The organism is Ciceribacter sp. L1K23, from assembly GCF_018122705.1.
GTDB lineage: Bacteria > Pseudomonadota > Alphaproteobacteria > Rhizobiales > Rhizobiaceae > Allorhizobium.
This window is the reverse complement of the sequence record NZ_JAGRRC010000001.1, coordinates 2,967,027-2,986,367: the sequence shown is the minus strand read 5'-3', so window position 1 is coordinate 2,986,367 and position 19,341 is coordinate 2,967,027. Positions and strand designations below refer to the sequence as shown.

Annotated in this window: 18 protein-coding genes and 1 tRNA gene; 13 read left to right on the top strand and 6 right to left on the bottom strand. The window is 61.7% G+C overall.

Annotated elements, in window-relative coordinates:
• The first annotated feature begins 2 nt into the window (after positions 1 to 2).
• Positions 3 to 860: a hypothetical protein gene (locus tag J5J10_RS14435; protein ID WP_211930405.1), complete on the top strand. Its 858-nt coding sequence runs from the start codon at positions 3 to 5 to the stop codon at positions 858 to 860.
• 225 nt (positions 861 to 1,085) lie between these two features.
• On the opposite strand, the gene J5J10_RS14430 is transcribed toward J5J10_RS14435, so the two are convergent.
• Positions 1,086 to 1,159: transfer RNA gene (locus tag J5J10_RS14430), tRNA-Gln, on the bottom strand.
• A 260-nt stretch (positions 1,160 to 1,419) separates the two neighbouring features.
• Between J5J10_RS14430 and J5J10_RS14425 the strand changes: the two genes are divergently transcribed.
• From J5J10_RS14425 to J5J10_RS14415, 3 genes are read left to right on the top strand one after another with little or no spacing between them, the layout of a single operon-like run.
• Positions 1,420 to 2,937, top strand: a complete 1,518-nt coding sequence (locus J5J10_RS14425) for a Ppx/GppA phosphatase family protein (protein ID WP_211930404.1) — start codon at positions 1,420 to 1,422, stop codon at positions 2,935 to 2,937.
• Positions 2,934 to 3,647 (top strand): RlmE family RNA methyltransferase, encoded by a 714-nt coding sequence (locus J5J10_RS14420; protein ID WP_211930403.1) that lies wholly within the window; start codon positions 2,934 to 2,936, stop codon positions 3,645 to 3,647. Before J5J10_RS14425 ends, J5J10_RS14420 begins: the two co-directional genes overlap by 4 nt.
• Positions 3,648 to 3,659: 12 nt before the next feature.
• Complete coding sequence (locus J5J10_RS14415) at positions 3,660 to 4,043, top strand: VOC family protein (RefSeq protein ID WP_211930402.1); 384 nt, start codon at positions 3,660 to 3,662, stop codon at positions 4,041 to 4,043.
• A 9-nt stretch (positions 4,044 to 4,052) separates the two neighbouring features.
• Here the strand turns inward: J5J10_RS14415 and J5J10_RS14410 are convergent, their stop codons facing one another.
• Positions 4,053 to 5,459 carry a DHA2 family efflux MFS transporter permease subunit gene (locus tag J5J10_RS14410; RefSeq protein ID WP_211930401.1) on the bottom strand — a complete coding sequence of 469 codons (1,407 nt, stop codon included), beginning with the start codon at positions 5,457 to 5,459 and terminating at the stop codon, positions 4,053 to 4,055.
• A gap of 284 nt (positions 5,460 to 5,743) precedes the next feature.
• Here J5J10_RS14410 and J5J10_RS14405 point away from each other — a divergent pair, with 284 nt between their 5' ends.
• Both J5J10_RS14405 and J5J10_RS14400 read left to right on the top strand, forming a co-directional pair.
• A complete protein-coding gene (locus J5J10_RS14405; protein WP_208548468.1) occupies positions 5,744 to 5,917 on the top strand; it encodes a hypothetical protein in 174 nt (57 codons plus the stop codon).
• A gap of 135 nt (positions 5,918 to 6,052) precedes the next feature.
• On the top strand, positions 6,053 to 7,051 hold the full coding sequence (locus tag J5J10_RS14400) for an MBL fold metallo-hydrolase (RefSeq protein WP_211930400.1): 999 nt from the start codon (positions 6,053 to 6,055) through the stop codon (positions 7,049 to 7,051).
• 44 nt (positions 7,052 to 7,095) lie between these two features.
• Here the strand turns inward: J5J10_RS14400 and J5J10_RS14395 are convergent, their stop codons facing one another.
• Positions 7,096 to 7,407, bottom strand: coding sequence for an ATPase inhibitor subunit zeta (locus tag J5J10_RS14395; protein WP_211930399.1), 312 nt, complete (start codon positions 7,405 to 7,407; stop codon positions 7,096 to 7,098).
• A 297-nt stretch (positions 7,408 to 7,704) separates the two neighbouring features.
• On the opposite strand from J5J10_RS14395, the gene guaB reads away from it, so the two are divergent.
• The 5 genes from guaB (at position 7,705) to J5J10_RS14370 (ending at position 12,637) form a co-directional block, all read left to right on the top strand.
• Positions 7,705 to 9,195: an IMP dehydrogenase gene (gene guaB, locus J5J10_RS14390; protein WP_208548471.1), complete on the top strand. Its 1,491-nt coding sequence runs from the start codon at positions 7,705 to 7,707 to the stop codon at positions 9,193 to 9,195.
• 65 nt (positions 9,196 to 9,260) lie between these two features.
• The gene (locus tag J5J10_RS14385) at positions 9,261 to 9,677 is read left to right on the top strand and encodes an MAPEG family protein (RefSeq protein WP_208548472.1); all 417 of its coding nucleotides are present in this window, start codon (positions 9,261 to 9,263) and stop codon (positions 9,675 to 9,677) included.
• A gap of 99 nt (positions 9,678 to 9,776) precedes the next feature.
• On the top strand, positions 9,777 to 10,652 hold the full coding sequence (locus J5J10_RS14380; protein ID WP_211930398.1) for a dienelactone hydrolase family protein: 876 nt from the start codon (positions 9,777 to 9,779) through the stop codon (positions 10,650 to 10,652).
• Between the two features lie 169 nt (positions 10,653 to 10,821).
• Positions 10,822 to 11,850 (top strand): alcohol dehydrogenase AdhP, encoded by a 1,029-nt coding sequence (gene adhP / locus J5J10_RS14375; RefSeq protein ID WP_211930397.1) that lies wholly within the window; start codon positions 10,822 to 10,824, stop codon positions 11,848 to 11,850.
• Positions 11,851 to 12,001: 151 nt separating this feature from the next.
• Complete coding sequence (locus J5J10_RS14370; RefSeq protein WP_211930396.1) at positions 12,002 to 12,637, top strand: TetR family transcriptional regulator; 636 nt, start codon at positions 12,002 to 12,004, stop codon at positions 12,635 to 12,637.
• A 9-nt stretch (positions 12,638 to 12,646) separates the two neighbouring features.
• On the opposite strand, the gene J5J10_RS14365 is transcribed toward J5J10_RS14370, so the two are convergent.
• On the bottom strand, positions 12,647 to 13,603 hold the full coding sequence (locus J5J10_RS14365; protein ID WP_208548476.1) for a LysR substrate-binding domain-containing protein: 957 nt from the start codon (positions 13,601 to 13,603) through the stop codon (positions 12,647 to 12,649).
• A gap of 197 nt (positions 13,604 to 13,800) precedes the next feature.
• On the opposite strand from J5J10_RS14365, the gene J5J10_RS14360 reads away from it, so the two are divergent.
• Both J5J10_RS14360 and J5J10_RS14355 read left to right on the top strand, forming a co-directional pair.
• Positions 13,801 to 14,091, top strand: coding sequence for a DUF1127 domain-containing protein (locus J5J10_RS14360; protein ID WP_208548477.1), 291 nt, complete (start codon positions 13,801 to 13,803; stop codon positions 14,089 to 14,091).
• Between the two features lie 214 nt (positions 14,092 to 14,305).
• Entirely contained in the window at positions 14,306 to 16,777 is a 2,472-nt protein-coding gene (locus J5J10_RS14355; protein ID WP_208548478.1) for a methyl-accepting chemotaxis protein, read from the top strand.
• Between the two features lie 81 nt (positions 16,778 to 16,858).
• Here the strand turns inward: J5J10_RS14355 and J5J10_RS14350 are convergent, their stop codons facing one another.
• Together J5J10_RS14350 and J5J10_RS14345 are read right to left on the bottom strand one after the other, a co-directional pair.
• On the bottom strand, positions 16,859 to 17,755 hold the full coding sequence (locus J5J10_RS14350) for a DUF937 domain-containing protein (RefSeq protein WP_211930395.1): 897 nt from the start codon (positions 17,753 to 17,755) through the stop codon (positions 16,859 to 16,861).
• A gap of 138 nt (positions 17,756 to 17,893) precedes the next feature.
• Positions 17,894 to 19,267, bottom strand: coding sequence for a glutamate--cysteine ligase (locus tag J5J10_RS14345; RefSeq protein ID WP_211930394.1), 1,374 nt, complete (start codon positions 19,265 to 19,267; stop codon positions 17,894 to 17,896).
• Positions 19,268 to 19,341: the final 74 nt, after the last annotated feature.

Genomic DNA, 19,341 nt, shown 5'->3' with positions numbered 1-19,341 from the left:
ACATGCGCCACCAAATTGTTGCGACAACTTTTTTCCTTCTGGCAACTGCCTCGGTTTCCTATGCTGCGGATTGCAACACGCCTGTCATTTCCATTGACGCAAACGGACGGGCGGAGTTTATCTCCCCTGAACGGGACGTGACACGCGACATGGAGAGCTTCTTTGGTGAGGCGCCGGGGCCAGACGTAATCCTTGTTGTCGACGCCAGGGCCCGTCAGGGCACATGGATAGCGCGAACGGAACTACCCGGAGTTCTGGCCGGTTTCGGTGCTACAAGCGATGGCTTCCTCTATTCGGGTCCAAGCCACTGCCTGCCGCCTGGCTTGCCGGTTGATCTGCCGGAAAACAATCGCCAGCCGGAAGAGCTTCCGCCCGGAAAGCCGCCGATCGACCTTTTCCCTGGCGTCGAGCCGCAATCTGGCCTCTGGCAGGTGCGGCTTGGCGATACACGGCTGGAAGGATGCCCGCCGCTGATGCAGCAGGTCTTCCCGAAATCAGCCGGCGCGCTGCCGGCCGAATGGCTGGCGCCGCGGCGACTGGATTTCGAGGCGCCGTTCCATCCCGACCAGCTTGAAATGTCCCGCAAGCTTGCCGCTGAAGGCCTGAGCCAGATCGACTGGCGCGCTGCCGGGGAGGATGCATGGCAAGCGGAGATATTTTCGAACCTTTTCGGGCAAATTCCGGCAGGGCAGGGCGCAGGCAGCAAGATGACCTGGCGGCTCACGCTGAAGAGCGAGACGGAGATCGAACACGTGGCGACCGTCCATATCGTTCTTCCGATCGAAGCCTCCGCCGTTCTCGGCGGAAGCGAAAACTGCCGAATGGTCAGCCGCAACCAATGGGTCAGGGTGTCCGATTGATCAGTCTGTGGGATCTTTTCCCGGAGAGCCACATGGGTGGGGCAGCCATTCTGATGGCCCCTTGACGTCGGATCCAGCGCCCCCGGCTGTGCGCGACCGGTCATCGGGGCGCTGACCCAAGATTCGATCTCATTGATCCCGGCCCCGGGCAACAGGTCGCCGATGACGCCAAAACGGGATCAGGCACGACGGAAAAACGTAGGAATCATGGTTTTTTGAGGGAATTGGCTGGGGAACCTGGATTCGAACCAAGATTAACGGAGTCAGAGTCCGCCGTTCTACCATTGAACTATTCCCCAACAGGCGGCGGATCGTGTCCGCACCGCGTCGGTGTGGCGGGCTTATAAACAAATCGCCGCGGCTTGCAAATAGGGTTTCGGAAAAAAATAGAGGCCTGGCGCTGCCTGTATCAGGGCAGTGGTGCCGGTCATGAGGCAATGTCGCGTGGGAAAAACCGGTTGGCGAAGCGGTTGGTCGCTGGTATGATCGTGGCAACGTAAAACAAATCGTGCCTGCAGCATGCTTTTCTCGGCTTTGCGCGGCACGGAGGAATAGTACAGTGACTGACCCCGAAGGCGGCAACAAGCCGCAACCCGAGGGGGCGTCGGCGCAATCGCGCAGGGATGGCAAAACCACCCGGCGCGGCAGGAGCAAGAGGAAAGGATCACGGCCAGCGTCCGTGACATCCGGCTCCGTGGAAGCCGGGGCTGCTTTGCCCCCAGGCCATGCCGAACGTTCCGATATGACGGGCGGACAGCCCTCTCGCAAGCGAAAGCGTCGCCGTCGTGGTGGTGGTCATGCCGCCGAGCCGCAGACGCGGCCTGTGCAGGCGCGGGAAAATCACTCAGCCAACGCCGCCGGTGCTGTCTCCGAACCCGGCAAGGCCGGAAAGTCCGGCAAGAGACGGCGACGCAACCGCAATCGCCGTCACCATACGCCGCAACAGGTCGCCGCAGTCGCTACCGTCGTCGAGGCGATTCGTCCTGTTGCGCCGCCGATGCAGGCGCGTGACGTAGCACGAGAATCCGGACACCACGCGCCGCGCGTTCCCGCGTCTCACAGCGGTCCGGTTGACCTCTACGCCGCGCTCGATCTCGGCACCAACAATTGCCGCCTGCTGATCGCCCAGCCAACCCGGCCGGGCAGCTTCCGCGTTGTTGATGCCTTCTCCCGGATCGTCCGTCTCGGCGAGGGACTGGCTGCGAGCGGAAGGCTCTCGGAAGAGGCGATGGACCGCGCCGTCGAGGCATTGAAGGTCTGCTCGGTCAAGCTCGCCGGGCGCGATATCCGCCGCATGCGATTGATCGCGACAGAGGCTTGCCGGGCGGCCGCAAACGGCGAGGACTTTCTCTCCCGCGTGACCACCGAAACCGGTTTGAAGCTGGAGATCATCAATCGCGAGACCGAGGCGCGGCTTGCCGTATCGGGCTGCTCGTCTCTTGTGGGTCGCGAAGCCCGTTCCGTGGTTCTGTTCGATATCGGTGGAGGGTCCTCCGAAATCGCCGTTATCCGCATTGGCGAAAATCGCTCCAGCCGACTTGCCAACCACATTACCCACTGGACCTCGCTGCCCGTGGGTGTCGTGACATTGTCCGAGCGCCATGGCGGCCGCGACGTGACGCCCGATGTCTTCGAGGCGATGATCAACGAGGTCGAGATCATGCTCGGGCGGTTTGAATGCCCGCCGCTCCAGGAAGGTCATGATTTCCATCTGATCGGCACATCCGGAACGGTGACGACGCTTGCCGGCGTCCATCTTGACCTGCCGCGCTACGATCGTCGGCGCGTAGATGGCCTGTGGCTGAGCGACGCGGAGGTGTCCGCAATGCAGGCCAAGCTGCTGTCGTGGGGATATTCCGAGCGCGCGGCCAATCCCTGCATCGGCCCAGATCGAGCCGATCTGGTGCTGGCAGGCTGCGCTATTCTAGAGGCGATCCGTCGCCGCTGGCCGGCGGGGCGAATGCGGGTTGCAGATCGCGGTCTTCGCGAGGGTCTTTTGACCGACATGATGGCCGATGACGGCGTCTGGCGTCGGGGTCGCGGCCGTCGCCCGCCGCGCGAGAGGGAACACGCATGACGAAGCCGCCGATCGGCCGCAAGCTCGGCCAGAAGGTCAAGAAGGGCAAGCTCAAGGCGTCGTCCCGCCGTTGGATCGAGCGCCATATCAACGATCCTTATGTGCAACGCGCCAAGCTGGAAGGTTATCGCGCCCGCGCGGCTTTCAAGCTGCTGGAGATCGATGAAAAGCACCAGATCCTCAAAGGCGCCAGGCGCATCATAGACCTCGGCGCCGCACCCGGCAGTTGGTCGCAGATCGCCGCCAAGGTCACCGGTTCGACGGAGGAGGATATCCGCGTCGCCGCGATCGACTTCCTGGAAATGGCGCCTTTGCCGGGCGTGAAGATCCTGCAGCTCGACTTCCTCGATCCGACGGCGCCGGAGAAGCTGATGGAAGCGATTGGCGGCGCGCCGAACCTCGTCATCTCCGATATGGCGGCGCCGACGACCGGGCACCAGAAAACCGACCATCTGCGCACCATGCACCTCTGCGAGGTCGCCGCCCATTTCGCCGTCGAGGTGCTGGCGGAAGGCGGACACTTCCTGGCGAAGACGTTCCAGGGCGGAACCGAACGCGACCTGCTCAACATGCTGAAGCAGAATTTCCGCCAGGTTATCCATGTGAAGCCTGCCTCGTCGCGGGCGGAATCGGTCGAAATGTTCCTGCTTGCCAAGGGGTTCAAGGGCCGCAGGGCCGAAGAACAAGTCGATGACGACGATGCCAGCTGAGGATGTCGGACCATGCTTCTCTATCTGACGCTTGGAACGAACGATCTCGCCCGCGCTATCCGGTTCTATGATCCAGTAATGGCAACACTCGGTTATGACAGGTTGCGGACCGAACCGGTGGAAGTAGGTTATGCCCGCGTCGACGACACCCGTTGCAGGCTCTGGATAACGGAGCCGTTCGACGGCAATGCCGCCACTTTCGGCAACGGTACCATGCTGGCGCTCGATGCGCCCGATCGCGCTGCCGTCGATGCTTTCCATCGGGAGGCGCTTGCCCATGGCGGCACGGACGAAGGCGCCCCCGGTCTGCGGCCATACCACGCCCATTTCTACGCCTGTTATGTGCGTGACCCGGACGGCAACAAGCTCTCGGCCGTCTGCGAGAAGCCGGAATAACCTCTTCCGCTATTTTGCCGGAACATCGTCCGTGGCCACCGCCTTCCGGTGGCCCGAGACATTGGCGCCCGTTTCCGGTGGCAGGGCCAGGAAGGGCAGGACGGCCGTTAGCGACAGGACCGCGACCACGCCGAAAGCGGTATGGAAATCCGCAAGCGACAGAGCGGTGCCCTTCAGATGCGTGCTCGCCTCCAGGATGGCCGCCGCTGCAGCGACACCGAGCGCAAGGCTGATCTGCTGCAGTACCGAGCTGGTGGCAGTCGCCTGGCTCGCTTCCCTGTCATCGATCTCCGCATAGGCAAGTGCATTGATGCCGGTGAAGAAGAAGGAACGGCAGAAGCCTGCCACCAGAAGCACGCCCATGATCAGCGCGATTGATGTGCCCGGGTGAAAGAACGCATTGGCGGCGGTGGTCGTGGCACTTGTCACGGCTGCGGTGATCAGGACCGTGCGAAAGCCTGCCGCGGCGAACACCTTGCGCGCAACCGTTTTCGTCGTGATCGCGCCGATGGCGCCGACGAAGGTGATCATGCCGGATTCGAATGGCGTCATGCCGAAGCCGAGCTGCAGCATCAGCGGCATCAGAAACGGTATCGCGCCGGCGGCGATCCGAAAGACCGACCCGGCCGTCACCGAGGCGCGAAATGCGGGTTTTGAAAAAAGGCTCAGGTCTATAAGAGGGGCCGGATGGCGACGCGCATGGCTGACATAGAGCGCCGCCGCGATCAGTCCGATCAATGTGGTGCCGATACCGAGCGCCGGGGGAAGCGCCGGAAGGCTGACAACGGAAAGGCCGAACACCACGCCTGACGCCGCCAGCGCCGAGTAGACGAAACCCAGCCTGTCGATTGGCGGCGGGTTCGTCGACGGCACCTCGGGCAGGAATACGGTCGCTGCCCAGATGCCGATCGCGCCGATCGGCACATTGATCAGGAAGATCCAGTGCCATGAGAAATAGGTGGTGATGAAGCCGCCGATCGGCGGTCCCGTCAGCGGTCCGACGAGTCCCGGAATCGTCAGCAACGCCATGGCGGAGACGAGGTCACTGCGTTTCGTTGTCCTGAGCAGGACGAGGCGCCCGACCGGCGTCATCATCGCGCCGCCCATCCCCTGGAGGAAACGGGCACCGACAAAGAACGCCAGCGAATCCGCCATCGCGCAGAGGATCGATCCAAGCACGAAGACGACGATGGCGAGCCGGAACACACGCTTGGCGCCGTAGCGGTCGGCGATCCAGCCTGAGATCGGAATGAAGATCGCGAGCGCCACCATGTAGGCTGTCAGCGCGAGTTTCAGCGTGATCGGCCCGACGCCTAGATCCGCCGCAATCGCCGGAAGGGCCGTCGCGATCACGGTCGAATCCATCTGCTCCATGAAGAGGGCGACGGCGAGGATGAGCGGGACGATTCGGTTCATGAGCCGACGGTCGCGTGAGGGAAGGCGGGTTCTTTTACCGTGTGTCTTCGGTCGTGCCAATCCATCGCGGGGCCATTCCCCACGAGGCCCCGCCGCCTCCCGGTCACGGAGAGTTTATCGAATTCCGCAGGAACCGACCTCGCATTGCTTTCGTTTGGCCGCTTTCATCGTGCCGCAATAGGTACACGCCCGTGGAGGAGTGGGTAGAACCCTGCCGTGGTTCGTCAGGCGACGTTTGCGGTTCGTACCGAAGCGTCCTGACGATCTGTAACATCGGAGACGACATGGACGTTATGCCTATCAACGCGCCCGGGGAGCCGGAACCCGAAAGCGTCCATGTGCTCGCTGAAGTCGCGAGATGGATCCTGGAGGTCGAAACGTCAGGCATGATGGCCTTGGACCGTAGCGAGACCGCCACCGCGGAAGCCGCGTTCCTAGCCGACATGCTTGACGGTTGACGGTCTCCACTATTGGCCCGTCTCCACCGTTCCGGATCACGTGTGCGTGAGCCCCGCTTTCCGCGGAAGCCATGCCATCTAGTTTTAGCCTCGCGCACACCGAGAGGCGCCTTTCTAGAGATTTTGGAGGATGAGATGATTTCGCTGAAAAGAAGAGGTTTGCTTGGCGGCGCTGGTATGGTTCTCGCAACGCCGATGCTGATGAACCGCGCGGCCTTCGCCCAGCAACAAGTGGCTCAGGATCCCTCCAAGGCCGCTGACATCGACAAGATCATGCCGCCGGATACCCACCGGTTGAAATTGGGTAGCTTTGAAGTCGTCGTGATCAAGGATGGGTCTCGAGCCTCGGGCGCACCTCAGGAGACTTTCGGAACGAACCAGTCGGCCGATACCGTCGCTGCGCTTCTCGAACAGAACTTTCTTCCGGCAGATAATTTCGTCAACAGCTTCTCGCCCGTTCTTGTGAACACCGGATCTGACGTGATCCTGTTCGACACCGGACTTGGTGAGGGTGGCCGCGCCAACGGCATGGGTCGTCTGATCGAAGGTCTGATGGCCGCAGGCTACACCCGCGAGGACGTGACCGTCTTGGTCATTACCCACATGCATGGCGACCACATCGGTGGCCTGATGGAGGGCAGCGAGCCCGCTTTCCCGAACGCACGCTACGTTACCGGTCAGGCGGAGTATGATTTCTGGGTCGATCCGGCTCGAGAGGGAACGGCTGCCGAGGGCGGCCACAAGACCGTGCTCGCAAAGGTCAAGCCGCTCGCCGACAAGATGACGTTCATCGGCGATGGTGGCGAAGTGGTATCGGGCATCACCGGCATGGCGGCGTTCGGGCATTCGCCGGGCCACATGATCTACAACCTCGAATCGGACGGTCGACGGCTGCTTCTCACGGCCGACACCGCCAATCACTTCGTTCTGTCGCTGCAACGGCCGGAATGGGAGGTTCGCTTCGACATGGATAAGGCGGCGGCTGCGGCGACGCGCAAGAATGTCTTCGATATGGTCGCTTCGGATCGCATTCCGTTCCTCGGCTACCACATGCCGTTCCCAGCTGTCGGCTATGCCGAAAAGCTCGATACGGGTTATCGCTTCGTGCCTATCAGCTACCAGTTCGACATATAGGATAACGATGGCCGCGCGGGTTGTCCGTGCGGCCATGTTGCATGTCAAACGCGATAATAAAGTTCGTCTGCTGCCTGTTCGAGGTACTGGTGCATGCGGCTCGCGATCTCGGCCTCCTGCACGGGAACCCGCGCGTTGGCGAAGTCCTGGCGAATACGGTCGAGCAGCCGGTGCGGTTCGACGATCTGAGTGGTCGCGAGCGACCTGGCATAGGCCTCGACGTCATCGATGCCCATGACATAGCCTGCCCAACGTCCGATCATAGCCGCGCCACGCGCGTCGGCCTTGAAGCGAAGTTCCTGCTGGCGGGCGAACTGGGTTTCGAGCGCACGCGCCCGTTCGTTCAATGCGGTCATTTTTTGCCCCTTTTGTTGATGCGTCCGGTTGCCCCCCGCAACGCATGAGCCCGTTATAGACGGGGAAGTTTCAAGCCTCGTATAAACAGAGGCTAAAATTTGAACGTTCTACCGGATTTCTTTCCCCGGGCGCGCTTCGCCTGTCGCGATAATAAGTCCAAGACGTTTTGCTATTCCCTTCCTGTCATGAACGTGTTAACAGCCCTCGCCAACTTCCAAGCATTTCATGCAGAAGCGACCCGGTGAGGACAGTCCTTTTCCGGTGGACTCTGCCTATTCGAACGAAGGACTTTGGCAATGGCACGCATCGTAATGTCGGCAACCGGCGCGGAAGCGCTCACTTTTGACGACGTCCTCCTGCAGCCGGGGCACTCCGAGGTGATGCCGGGGCAGACGAATATCGCGACCCGGATCGCAAAGGACATCGACCTCTCCCTGCCGATTCTTTCCTCCGCTATGGACACGGTGACCGAAAGCCGCCTGGCGATTGCCATGGCGCAGTCGGGTGGCATGGGCGTGATCCACCGTAATCTCACCCCGGTCGAGCAGGCCGAGGAGGTCCGCCAGGTCAAGAAGTTCGAAAGCGGCATGGTCGTCAACCCGGTGACCATCAATCCGGAGGCAACGCTCGCGGAAGCGCTGTCACTGATGAAATCGCACGGCATCTCCGGCATTCCCGTCGTCGAGAACGGTGGCCGCCCGGGTCGCCTGGTCGGTATTCTCACCAACCGCGACGTCCGCTTCGCCTCGGACCATTCCCAAAAGATCCACGAGTTGATGACGAAGGAGAACCTCGTGACCGTCAGGGAGAACGTCGATCAGCAGGAGGCCAAGCGGCTTCTGCATTCTCACCGCATCGAAAAATTGCTGGTGGTCGACAATGACGGGCGCTGCATCGGCCTCATCACCGTCAAGGACATCGAAAAGTCCCAGCTCAATCCGAATGCCGCCAAGGATCTGCACGGTCGTCTGCGTGTCGCCGCCGCCATCTCGACCGGCGATGATGGCCGCGAGCGCGCCGAACGCCTGATCGAGGCGGGTGTCGACGTGATCGTCGTCGACACGGCCCATGGCCACTCCCAGAAGGTCCTGGATGCGGTTGCAGTCACGAAGAAGATGTCGAATTCGGTACGCATTATCGCCGGCAATGTCGCGACGGGCGAGGGTACTCGCGCCCTGATCGACGCCGGAGCGGATTGCATCAAGGTCGGCATCGGGCCTGGTTCGATCTGCACCACCCGCGTCGTCGCCGGCGTCGGCGTGCCGCAGCTGGCGGCCGTCATGGCTGCCGTCGAGGAAGCCAACAAGCATGGCATTCCGGTCATTGCGGACGGCGGTATCAAGTTCTCCGGCGACGTCGCCAAGGCGATCGCCGCGGGCGCCTCTGCCGTCATGGTGGGTTCGCTGCTCGCTGGCACCGACGAAAGCCCGGGCGAGGTCTATCTGTACCAGGGCCGTTCGTTCAAGGCTTATAGGGGCATGGGTTCGGTTGGTGCGATGGCCCGCGGCTCGGCAGACCGCTATTTTCAGGCTGAAGTCCGTGACACGCTGAAGCTGGTGCCCGAGGGTATCGAAGGCCAGGTACCTTACAAGGGTCCGGTGGCGGCCGTCCTGCATCAGCTCGCCGGCGGCCTGAAGGCGGCGATGGGGTATGTCGGCGGCGTCGATATCAAGGATTTCCAGTCGAAGGCGACCTTTGTGCGCATCTCCGGCGCAGGTCTTCGCGAAAGCCACCCGCACGGTGTTACCATCACACGCGAAAGCCCCAACTATCCGGGCGCAGCTTGAGGCTTTGAAGGCTCGGGCGGCACAGTCGCCGCCCTCCTTCCAAATGCATACTGAAAGACATTTGGATGACTGGTTTCGAGATATTCTGGCCGATCCTGGCGCAGGTTCTGCTTGTCTACGCACTCTACGGTCTGCTTCGTATTCGCCGCCGCAGCATGGTGCGCGAGGGACGGATGGACGACGACGGCATTCGCTGGAGCGCAAATGATCCCCCACAAAGCCTTGTCGTCAAGAACTGCATCGCGAACCAGTTCGAACTGCCCGTTCTGTTTTATGTATGCTGCATCCTGCTCTACATAACCGAAGCGGACAACCTGCCGTCGGTTGTCGCAGCCTGGGCGTTCGTGGCGTCGCGTTATGCCCATGCGGCCGTGCACGTCACCAGCAACCGGGTGTCGGTGCGATTTCCCCTTTTCATGGCCGGTTTTATCCTGCTTGGCGGCTTGTGGGGCTGGCTCGCCCTTTGGATGGCGACCTCCTGAACATTGACATCTCACGCGCTTGTGTCTTTGCGCGCGGGGCGCCTGTCCTATCTTCCTTCCCGCCGGCATCGAAGCCGGTCCGCGACAGGAGGAAGACACATGACGACTCCGGGTATCACCCAGGCGATGATCGATGCCTATGACGAGTACACGCACCTGACACTCGATCGGCGCGGCTTCATGGAGAAGCTTACGAAGCTTGCGGGCTCCGGCGCTGCCGCGGCGGCGATCATGCCGATGCTGGCCGCCAACAAGGCCAACGCCGCAATCGTAGACGAGGCGGACGCGCGCCTCGCTGCAGAGGACATCACCTATCCAGGCGCCGGCGGCGAGATGAAGGGCTATCTCGCGATACCGAAGGATGCCGCTTCCACATTGCCCGCTGTCATCGTCATCCACGAGAACCGGGGGCTCAACCCCCACATCCGGGATGTCGCGCGCCGCATGGCGCTCGAGGGTTTTGTCGCGCTCGCACCCGATTTTCTCTCCCCGCTCGGGGGCACGCCTGAGAATGAGGATCAGGCGCGGGAGATGTTCGGCACGCTCGACATGCCGGCGACGGTGGCGAACGGCGAGGCGACGCGTGCCTTCCTGGCTGCCTACGAGAAGGTGAACGGCAAGGTGGGCGCGATCGGCTTCTGCTGGGGCGGCGGCATGGTCAACCGCATGGCAGTCGCCTCTCCGGAACTGGGAGCCGGTGTCGCCTATTATGGCTCACAGGTGCCGGCCGATCAGGTGCCGCAGATCAAGGCGCCGCTGATGCTGCACTATGCCGGTCTCGACGATCGCATCAATGCCGGCATCGAGGCCTACAAGGCGGCGCTCGATGCGAACGGCAAGACGTATGAACTCCATATATATGACGGCGTAAACCACGCCTTCAACAATGACACGTCGGCCGCACGCTACGACAAAGCCGCCGCCGATCTGGCCTGGAGCCGGACCGTGGAATTTCTGAAGAAACACCTGGCTTGAGCGACGGCGAGGGGCGAGGCGTCCGCGTCGCCCTTTCGTGACCGTTTCATGAAACTTCGTCGCCATTGATATTGATCAAGCGACCGCGCGTCTCGCCCCTCTACCTTCCTGTCACGCCCGCATCGACGGATGCGGAACACCGATAGCGTGACAGTCAAGGAGTCTAGACATGGCATCGACAATGAAAGCCGCAGTCGTCAGGGAATTCGGAAAACCTCTGGTGATCGAGGAAATGCCGATACCGGAGCCGGGCCCCGGCCAGATTCTGGTGAAGTACGAAGCAACAGGCGTCTGCCATACCGACCTGCACGCCGCCAACGGCGACTGGCCGGTGAAGCCAAATCCTCCGTTCATCCCCGGACACGAGGGTGTTGGTTATGTCGCGAAACTGGGTGCCGGGGTGTCGCGCATCAAGGAGGGCGACCGGGTTGGCGTTCCGTGGTTGCATACGGCCTGCGGTTGCTGCTCTCCATGCCGCACCGGCTGGGAGACGCTCTGCGGCAGCCAGCAGAATACCGGCTATTCCGTCAACGGCACCTTCGCGCAATATGGCCTGGCCGATCCCGATTTTGTCGGTCGGCTGCCTGATAATCTCGAGTTCGGTCCTGCTGCCCCGGTGCTTTGCGCCGGCGTCACGGTGTACAAGGGCCTGAAGGAAACCGAGGTCAGGCCGGGCGAATGGGTTGTCATCTCCGGCATCGGCGGTCTCGGCCATATGGCCGTCCAGTATGCCAAGGCGATGGGCATGCATGTCGTTGCCGCCGATATCTTCGATGACAAACTGAAACTCGCCAAGGATCTTGGGGCTGATCTGTGCATCAACGGCAAGGCCGCGGATGCAATCGACCAAGTGCAAAAGGCGACCGGCGGCGTTCATGGAGCGCTCGTCACCGCCGTATCACCAAAGGCGATGGAGCAGGCCTACGGGTTTCTGCGGTCCAAGGGTACGATGTCACTGGTCGGCCTGCCGCCCGGCTTCATCTCCCTGCCGGTCTTTGAGACGGTGCTGAAGCGCATCACGGTGCGCGGTTCGATCGTCGGAACAAGGCAGGATCTTGAGGAGTCTCTGGTCTTTGCCGGTGAAGGGAAGGTCAAGTCTCACTTCTCCTGGGACAAGATCGAGAACATCAACGACATCTTCCACCGGATGGAAGAGGGCAAGATCGACGGCCGTATCGTGCTGGATCTCGCGGCCTGACAGGGCGGTGCAATGCGAGCGGAAGCCGGTAGAACTGCTTCCGCTCGCATTTTAAGAAAACCGGAGTAGAATCGTTCAAAAAGTGTGAATTCGCCTGCCTTATAACGTGCCATCAGGTCCACGATCGGGCCTTTTCCGGTGGGGGAGTGCGATGAGCGGGGGAAAGAGCGGCAAGGCCGGGGGGCGTTTGCAGCTCAGGAAAAGACCGCAGCAGGAGCGGAGCATTCAGCGGCTTGAGGCAATCCTCGCCGCAGCCCGCGAGCTCGTTGCCGAAAAAGGCGTCGAAGGGTTGAAAATGACCGAGATCGCCGCCGCCGCCGGTATCCCGATCGGGTCCCTCTATCAGTTCTTTCCGGAGCGCGCTGCTGTCATTCGTGCCCTTCACGATCTCTACACGTCTCGGGTTGAGGAAGGAACGCGGCGCGTTTTCTCGCAGATCACCAGTCTCGCTGCGGCGGAGGAACAGCTTTCCTGGGCTATCGACACGGCCTATGACTCTTTTCGAGGCGATCCCATCTACCTGCCGGTCTGGTTGTCTTCGATGTCAGATCGGGACCTGCAGACCTTGAATGTCAATCATCAGCAGCGCCTGACGCAGATTCTCTGCGATGCGTTCAGACCGCTTCTGCCCCAGGGCAGTGCGATCGATCTGGAAACGCGCGTGATGCTGTTCGTCTATCTTTCCGGAGCGGCAGTCCGGCGGGCCATGATCGAGGACGACGCAACGGCGCGCCGCATCCTTGACGAGTTCAAGGCATCCGTTCGCAAAACGCTGTTTTCCACCTGACGCGTTGTCTTACCAGCCGGGGATCATGTGTCCGGCGCGAAGGCGCGGATAGTAGCGCGGCAGACCCTTGATATCCCCTTCGAGCTCGTCGTCCACCGCCTGGGCCGGGGTGATGTTGTCGAGGCAGGCCGTGATGTGGTCGGTGATCGCATTCATCAACGAGCTGGAAAGCCCGGGTCGTTTCATCAGGCCGATCTGTACCGGTGGCAACGGCGGGAAACCATCCGACTGCGTCAGCACCTTCATGCCGGTTCGCAGGGCCGATTCTGGCAGGACCGACACCGCCATGCCGGCAAGGACGGCGGCGGCGACGACGGTCGACGACCAACTCGTGAACAGCACCTGATAATCGCGACCATCCGCATCCAGGGCCGAGCAGGCAAGCTGGCGCCAGTTGCAATCGCGGCGGCCGACAGCCAGCGGCACTGGGGCGTCGTCGCGAAGCGGGTGGTTGGCGGAGGCAACCCAGCAGAGCGGTTCGGTCCGCACGACGTCGGATTGGCGCAGCCTCGGATTGTGCGTTACAAGCGCGATATCGAGCTCGCCGCGGGACATCTTTTCAGAGAGGTCCACCGAGGGCTCGCACACGATGTAGAGCTCCACATTCGGATGGGTCTTCGCAAATCGCCCGATGATCTCCGGCATGTATCGGTCGGCGTAATCGTCGGGCGTTCCGATCCGCAGCGTCCCTTCCAGTCGATTGTCGTCGAAAGCGGCCAGCGCCTCGGAGTTCAGCCTTATGATGCGACGCGCATAGTTGAGGAGCTTCTCTCCCTCGGCAGAGAGGCGGTTTCCTCGGCCGTCCTTGACGAACAACTGCTTGCCGATCCGCTCCTCCAGGCGCCGCATCTGCATGGAGACGGCCGACTGTGTCTTGAAAACGCGACCGGCCGCTTTCGTGAAGCTGCCTGTATCCACGATCGCTATGAAGGTCTGCAATTGGTCGATATCGAGCGGCGCTGACATGGTTTCTCCCATCAGAAGGGCTGATGATAACTATTAGAAACATTCGTTGGACTGATCAATAGGTATACTTCATTCTCACCACCGTCACAGAGAGCGCAGGGGCAGATGCCGGATTGGCCGGCACCGGCAGCCAGTGAACTTTCCCGCCACGTGGGAGAGAGCGCCTATTTGTGCCTGGACGAGGAAGGACCAACGCCATGACCATGACAGGACGGCTACTCGAACTGGATATTGAACGGCCGGTTGCGCAGCGCGGCTTGGGCGTCAATCGTCTGTGGTCCCTCCTTGCCGATGTGTTCAGGGCGCTCGTCAATCGCCATGCCGCCACACGTCTCGCAGACCTCGATGACGCGCTGCTGAACGACATCGGTCTCACCCGTTCGGACGTGGAAAGAGTGCTTCGTACGTCGCCTCTTTCCGAAGACCCGACGCGGCGCCTGTCACTCGTGGCGCGGGCGCATGCGATGCGGGCCTTGCCTCCAGTTTGATCCACCGCACCCATCCCCGCAGGGTTGTGCCAATGCACCCTGCTCCTTGCCCGATGAAAGCCGCCTTTCATCGGGCTTTTTTCTTTCAATTTAGGACAAATTGATCCGATTTCGGCTGTGGAAAAGCCGCTGTGGTAACGGATTTCTAACCGCGTCACGTGATGCTGGTTTCAACCATTCATACTCGTGCGCCTTCTGAGCCGGAGCCTTACTCATGCGCCTTTCCAACAAGCTTCCCTTTGCGGCGGCAATGTTTGCCCTTGTCTCCATCGGAGCATCTACCGTCGCGAGCCTCTATCTCGAATACGGGCAGCTGCAGCAGCAGGTCTATGAGAAACTGGAAGCCACGGCCGACGGCCGCCGGAACGAGGCGCGTGGCTATCTGGAAGGTGTCCGCCTCGACATTTCGTCGCTGTCTTCGAGCTTTACCACCCAGCAGGCGCTGTTCGGCTTTAGCGGCGGCATGAATTTCCTCGGTGACGATCCGGCCAAGGAGTTGCATGCGCGATACATTGACGGCAATCCGAACCCGGAAGGCGAGAAATACAAGCTCGATACGGCGAAGAAGGACGCCTACGACCGCGCTCACAAGCAATATCACCCAGGCTTCCTCAAGCATCTTCAGGCGCAGGGATATTACGACGTCTTCCTCATCAATCCCGCAGGCGTCATCGTCTACACGGTGATGAAAGAGAGGGATTTTGGAACGAACCTGCTCTCCGGACCCTACAAGGAAAGCGGTCTGGCCAAGGTATTTCAGACCGCCATCCAGTCCAAGGACGGCACCGTTTCCATGTCTGAGTTCGAATCCTATGAGCCGTCAGCCGGCGCCGCCGCGTCGTTCGTGGCCTCTCCCATTCTCCAGAACGGTCGGCCGATCGGTGTCCTCGCCTATCAGTTGCCGAACGACCGCTTCAACCGGCTGTACGCAAACAGCAAGGGTCTTGGGACAAGTGGCGAAACCATACTGGTCAGCACGCGCGGCGAGGTCATCAACGACAGCGTTCATACGCCCGGAAACGATTCCCTTGCCGTGAAGGTGGATGCTCCGCTCGTCACTGCCGCGCTCAGCGGGCAAGAGTCGTTCGGCGAACTTCCCGGCTACCGCGACATGACCAGCTACGCGGCATCCTCGCCACTCGAATTTGCCGGCAGCCGCTGGGCGGTTGTCGCACTGGTCGATTCCCGTGAGGTCGCGGCAAAGCTTTACACATCCGCGATGGCCTCGATTGCCATTGGTGTCGTTCTCATCGTTCTCGGCTCCATCGTTGCCCTTGTCTATGCGCGTCGCCTGACGGCGCCGATCTCCAGACTTGTCGATGGGATGGCGGAACTTGCACGGGGCAACACGGACATCCGGCTTGATGGGCAGGAGCGTGCTGATGAAATCGGCGACATGGTTCGCTCCGTTGCCGTCTTCCGCCAGGCTGCCCTCGACAAGCAGATGCTCGAGCGCGAGGCTGACGAGCGCCGGAACGCAACCGACGCTGACCGCCGCGCCCGCGAAGCCGAAAAGGCCGCGGAGCAGGCGCAGCTCAGCGAAGCAATTGAGATTCTCGGAAACGCGCTGCAACGCCTCGCCAATGGTGACCTGACGGCCCGGATCGACCGGCCGTTCGGCTCCAATCTCGATCGTCTGCGGGTCGACTTCAACGCTTCTCTCGAGCGACTGTCGCAGACGGTTGCCTCCGTGAGAGCCAACGTGACCGAAATCAACGGCAAGAGTGGCAAGGTCGGCAGCCTCACCGATGATCTGTCGCGCCGCACCGAGCAGCAGGCCGCCGCCCTGGTCGAGACCTCCTCGGCAATCCGCCAGATCATGGAAGCCATTCGTCATTCGTCGGAGCGCGCGGAAATCGCGTCAAAGCTGGCCGCCGATGCGCGTGGCAATTCGGACCGCTCCGGCAATATCGTCGGCGATGCCGTCAGCGCCATGGAGCGTATCGAGAATGCCTCGTCGGAAATCTCGAAGATCATCAACGTCATCGATGAGATCGCCTTCCAGACAAACCTGCTGGCACTCAACGCCGGTGTCGAAGCCGCCCGTGCCGGCGAGGCGGGCAAGGGTTTCGCCGTCGTCGCCCAGGAGGTGCGGGAACTCGCCCAGCGTTCCGCGAATGCCGCCAAGGATATTAAGGCGCTGATCACCAAGTCGGGCGAAGAGGTGGCAAACGGGGTGGGTCTCGTGAAGGAGACTGGGTCGGTGCTATCGACGATCGCCGGACAGGTCGTGGAAATCAACGATCACATCCATTCGATCGCCGGTGCGGCACGGCAGCAGTCCGCCGGTCTGAAGGAGATCAGCGGCGCGGTCGTGCGGATGGAGGACTCCACCCAGAAGAACGCTCAGGCCGCGATGCAGACGAATGCCGACATGCGCCACCTCGCCAGCGATGCCGAGGGGTTGGCGGCGCTGATCGATCAGTTTACCGTGGATGGCAGCGATACGGCAGGTTTGTCGCGTCCATCGAATACCCGCTTCGAAAGTGCCGCGTCCCCGGCGCCCGCCAACATTGCCGCCCCGGCGTTCCGCGCCGCGCCGCGCGTTGCCCCCGCCACGGACAAGGCGCGACCGGTAGCCTCGCCCGCCCGCTCGCTTCTCAACAAGCTGTCGGCGGGTTTGGGTGGCGGCAAGCCGGCGCAAAACGAAAAGCCCGCCGGCGATGCGGACTGGCAGGAATTCTGATCCGGCCTCGTGAAGACCGATACAAAAAGGCCGCTTCGTTGATGACGAGGCGGCCTTCTTCGTTTCAGAGTGTTATGCCGATCATGCCGGCTTGGAGTTCTTTGGCTCCGGGCCGTCCGTTTCTTCCGAAGTCGTGGACTGGGCGGACGTCGAGGCCGACAAATAGCTGTCGAAGATCTGCTCCATGCTTTTTTGGTAGCTCTTCTGTACTTCAAGCCCGCTGTCGAACATCGAGTTGAGCATGTCCTGGAAAGCCGTTGCACCGCCGTCAGCAGAGTGCTTTGCTTCAGGACTCGGGCTCGCGGCCTGACCGGATGCGGAGCCGATCATCTCCTGAAATGCCTTGGCAAACGGATTGTCCATGAACGGATTTGCCGCCGCCTTCGATTGCGCGGTCGGCGCCATGCCCATCATCTGCTGGAATGCCTGGGTGAACGGGTTATCGAAGGGATTGGCCGCCGGTTCGGGTTTTTTCGGCGCAAAACCCGCGCTTTCCAGCCATTGCTCCATCATCGCCCCCATCGGCGTGTTGGCGAAAGGATTGGACGCGGGCAATTGCCCTGTGGCCTGCTTGAACAGCCCGCCCATCAGGGTATCTGCCATTGCCGGCATCATCTGCTTCAGAATCTCCTGGCCAATGCCCGTCATCTTTGCCGCCTGGGCTGCTATCGCCCGCGAGACCTCTTTCGAGCCGAACAGATGCTGGAGCACCGTGTTGCCGTCTGCCACGCCCTGCGGCGTGAACGCCTTCGTCATATCCTCGAAATACTTGGCGTAGTTTGCCGAGCCCATGGAGGCGAGCAGGGCGGAGAAATCGTAAGGGTTGGTCGCACTTCGCTTCAGTCCCGATGAGAAGGCCGGCGTCAACGCTGCCATCGCCTTCAGCACCTGTTCCTGCGCCAAGCCGAACTGCTTAGCAGTCGCCTCCATGGCCGCGCCGTTTTGAGCCTGTAGCATCATGTCGAACAGCGGCAACATCGGCGATCCTCTTTCGGATGGAGCGAAGCATCTATACGTCACTATATCCGGAAACGTGCGTCCGCAAACCGGCTTTTTACCGCCGGTGGCGCAAAGTCACAGTGAAATCGGCAGGTTGCGGACGATAAGCGGTCGACGTCAGTACTGGTACTCGTCGAAGACGGGTTCGACCGAACCGTTCCACCGGCCCTTGTAGAGCGACAGGAGATCGTCCGCGAGCGTCGTGCGCTTGGCGAGTATTTCGTCCAGCGACCCGAGGAAGACACTCTCGTCCTGGCCCTCGCCATTGAGCCGTCCGCGGCGCTTCAGTCCCCCGCGCGAAATCGACACGGTCTCTCGCGCGATGTCGTAAACGGTGCCTCCTGCAAGCGGCGCGTCGAGGCCACCTGTCGGTACCGCGTTCCGCAGTGCGATCACGTCGGCATGCGACCAAGATGCGGTCAGCGCATCAGCGGCGTCCAGTGCATCCTGATCATAGAGTAGACCGACCCAGAACGCTGACAGGGCGCAGATACGCCGCCAGGGTCCACCATCCGCTCCGCGCATTTCGAGGAAGCGCTTGAGGCGTACGTCCGGGAACAGTGTCGACAGGTGGTTGGTCCAGTCGCCGAGAGTCGGTTCCCAATCCTTGATCTCACCCTTCAGCGCGCCGTTCATGAACTGGCGGAAAGTGATGTGGGTACAGTCGTGATAGCGCCCGTCGCGGACGACGAAATACATCGGCACATCGAGCGCCCATTCGACGTAGTCGGCGAACCCAAAATCGTCATTGAGCGTGAAAGCCGGCACGCCGGCGCGCGCATTGTCGGTGTCGCGCCAGATTTCGCCGCGCCAGGATCTGTAACCGTTCGGCCTGCCCTCGGTGAACGGCGAGGACGCGAAGAGCGCCGTCGCGATCGGCTGCAGTTTCATGCCGACGCGCATCTTCTTGCGCATGTCCGCTTCCGAGGAAAAGTCGAGATTCACCTGGATCGTGCAGGTGCGGTACATCATGTCGAGACCGTGGCTGCCGACCTTCGGCATGTAGCGCGTCATGATTTCGTAGCGCGATTTGGGCATCCGGGGCGTTTCGGCCAGCGACCACTTCGGGCTGCCGCCGATGCCCAGGAAGCGTATCCCCATCGGCTCGGCGATCTCCCGCAGCATGGCGAGATGCTGGTTGGATTCCTTGCACGTCTCATGCAGCGTCTCGACGGCGGCGCCAGATAATTCGAACTGCCCCCCCGGCTCGATCGAGATGGCGCCCTGACCGCTGCCGCCGGCGAGCCCGATAATCTTCCCGCCGTCCATGATGGGTTCCCAGCCAAGCGTCTTTTGCATGCCGGTCAACAGCGCCGAGATGCTGGCCTCGCCGAAATACGGAACGGGAGAGTGGTCCGTCTTGAAGAAGGCGAACTTTTCGTGCTCCGTGCCGATGCGAAACGCGCTTTCGGGTTTGCAGCCCCCGGCGAGATAGTCGGCGAGTTCTCCGACGGACTGGATGGGCGTCTGGTCGGTGGTGTCACGGGCCATGTGGAATACCTTGTGGCAGTGCCGGCCCGCGGGGGTCACGGCGTATCTCTGGCTGATTGGACCGGATTGAGCCG

What these genes read in the sequence shown, in the direction of transcription:
- J5J10_RS14435 (WP_211930405.1), top strand. Translation starts at nt 3, where the DNA reads ATGCGCCACCAAATTGTTGCGACAACTTTTTTCCTTCTGGCAACTGCC.
- J5J10_RS14420 (WP_211930403.1), top strand. Translation starts at nt 2,934, where the DNA reads ATGACGAAGCCGCCGATCGGCCGCAAGCTCGGCCAGAAGGTCAAGAAG.
- J5J10_RS14415 (WP_211930402.1), top strand. Translation starts at nt 3,660, where the DNA reads ATGCTTCTCTATCTGACGCTTGGAACGAACGATCTCGCCCGCGCTATC.
- J5J10_RS14410 (WP_211930401.1), bottom strand. Translation starts at nt 5,459, where the DNA reads ATGAACCGAATCGTCCCGCTCATCCTCGCCGTCGCCCTCTTCATGGAG.
- J5J10_RS14405 (WP_208548468.1), top strand. Translation starts at nt 5,744, where the DNA reads ATGGACGTTATGCCTATCAACGCGCCCGGGGAGCCGGAACCCGAAAGC.
- J5J10_RS14400 (WP_211930400.1), top strand. Translation starts at nt 6,053, where the DNA reads ATGATTTCGCTGAAAAGAAGAGGTTTGCTTGGCGGCGCTGGTATGGTT.
- J5J10_RS14395 (WP_211930399.1), bottom strand. Translation starts at nt 7,407, where the DNA reads ATGACCGCATTGAACGAACGGGCGCGTGCGCTCGAAACCCAGTTCGCC.
- guaB (WP_208548471.1), top strand. Translation starts at nt 7,705, where the DNA reads ATGGCACGCATCGTAATGTCGGCAACCGGCGCGGAAGCGCTCACTTTT.
- J5J10_RS14385 (WP_208548472.1), top strand. Translation starts at nt 9,261, where the DNA reads ATGACTGGTTTCGAGATATTCTGGCCGATCCTGGCGCAGGTTCTGCTT.
- J5J10_RS14380 (WP_211930398.1), top strand. Translation starts at nt 9,777, where the DNA reads ATGACGACTCCGGGTATCACCCAGGCGATGATCGATGCCTATGACGAG.
- adhP (WP_211930397.1), top strand. Translation starts at nt 10,822, where the DNA reads ATGGCATCGACAATGAAAGCCGCAGTCGTCAGGGAATTCGGAAAACCT.
- J5J10_RS14370 (WP_211930396.1), top strand. Translation starts at nt 12,002, where the DNA reads ATGAGCGGGGGAAAGAGCGGCAAGGCCGGGGGGCGTTTGCAGCTCAGG.
- J5J10_RS14365 (WP_208548476.1), bottom strand. Translation starts at nt 13,603, where the DNA reads ATGTCAGCGCCGCTCGATATCGACCAATTGCAGACCTTCATAGCGATC.
- J5J10_RS14360 (WP_208548477.1), top strand. Translation starts at nt 13,801, where the DNA reads ATGACCATGACAGGACGGCTACTCGAACTGGATATTGAACGGCCGGTT.
- J5J10_RS14355 (WP_208548478.1), top strand. Translation starts at nt 14,306, where the DNA reads ATGCGCCTTTCCAACAAGCTTCCCTTTGCGGCGGCAATGTTTGCCCTT.
- J5J10_RS14350 (WP_211930395.1), bottom strand. Translation starts at nt 17,755, where the DNA reads ATGTTGCCGCTGTTCGACATGATGCTACAGGCTCAAAACGGCGCGGCC.
- J5J10_RS14345 (WP_211930394.1), bottom strand. Translation starts at nt 19,267, where the DNA reads ATGGCCCGTGACACCACCGACCAGACGCCCATCCAGTCCGTCGGAGAA.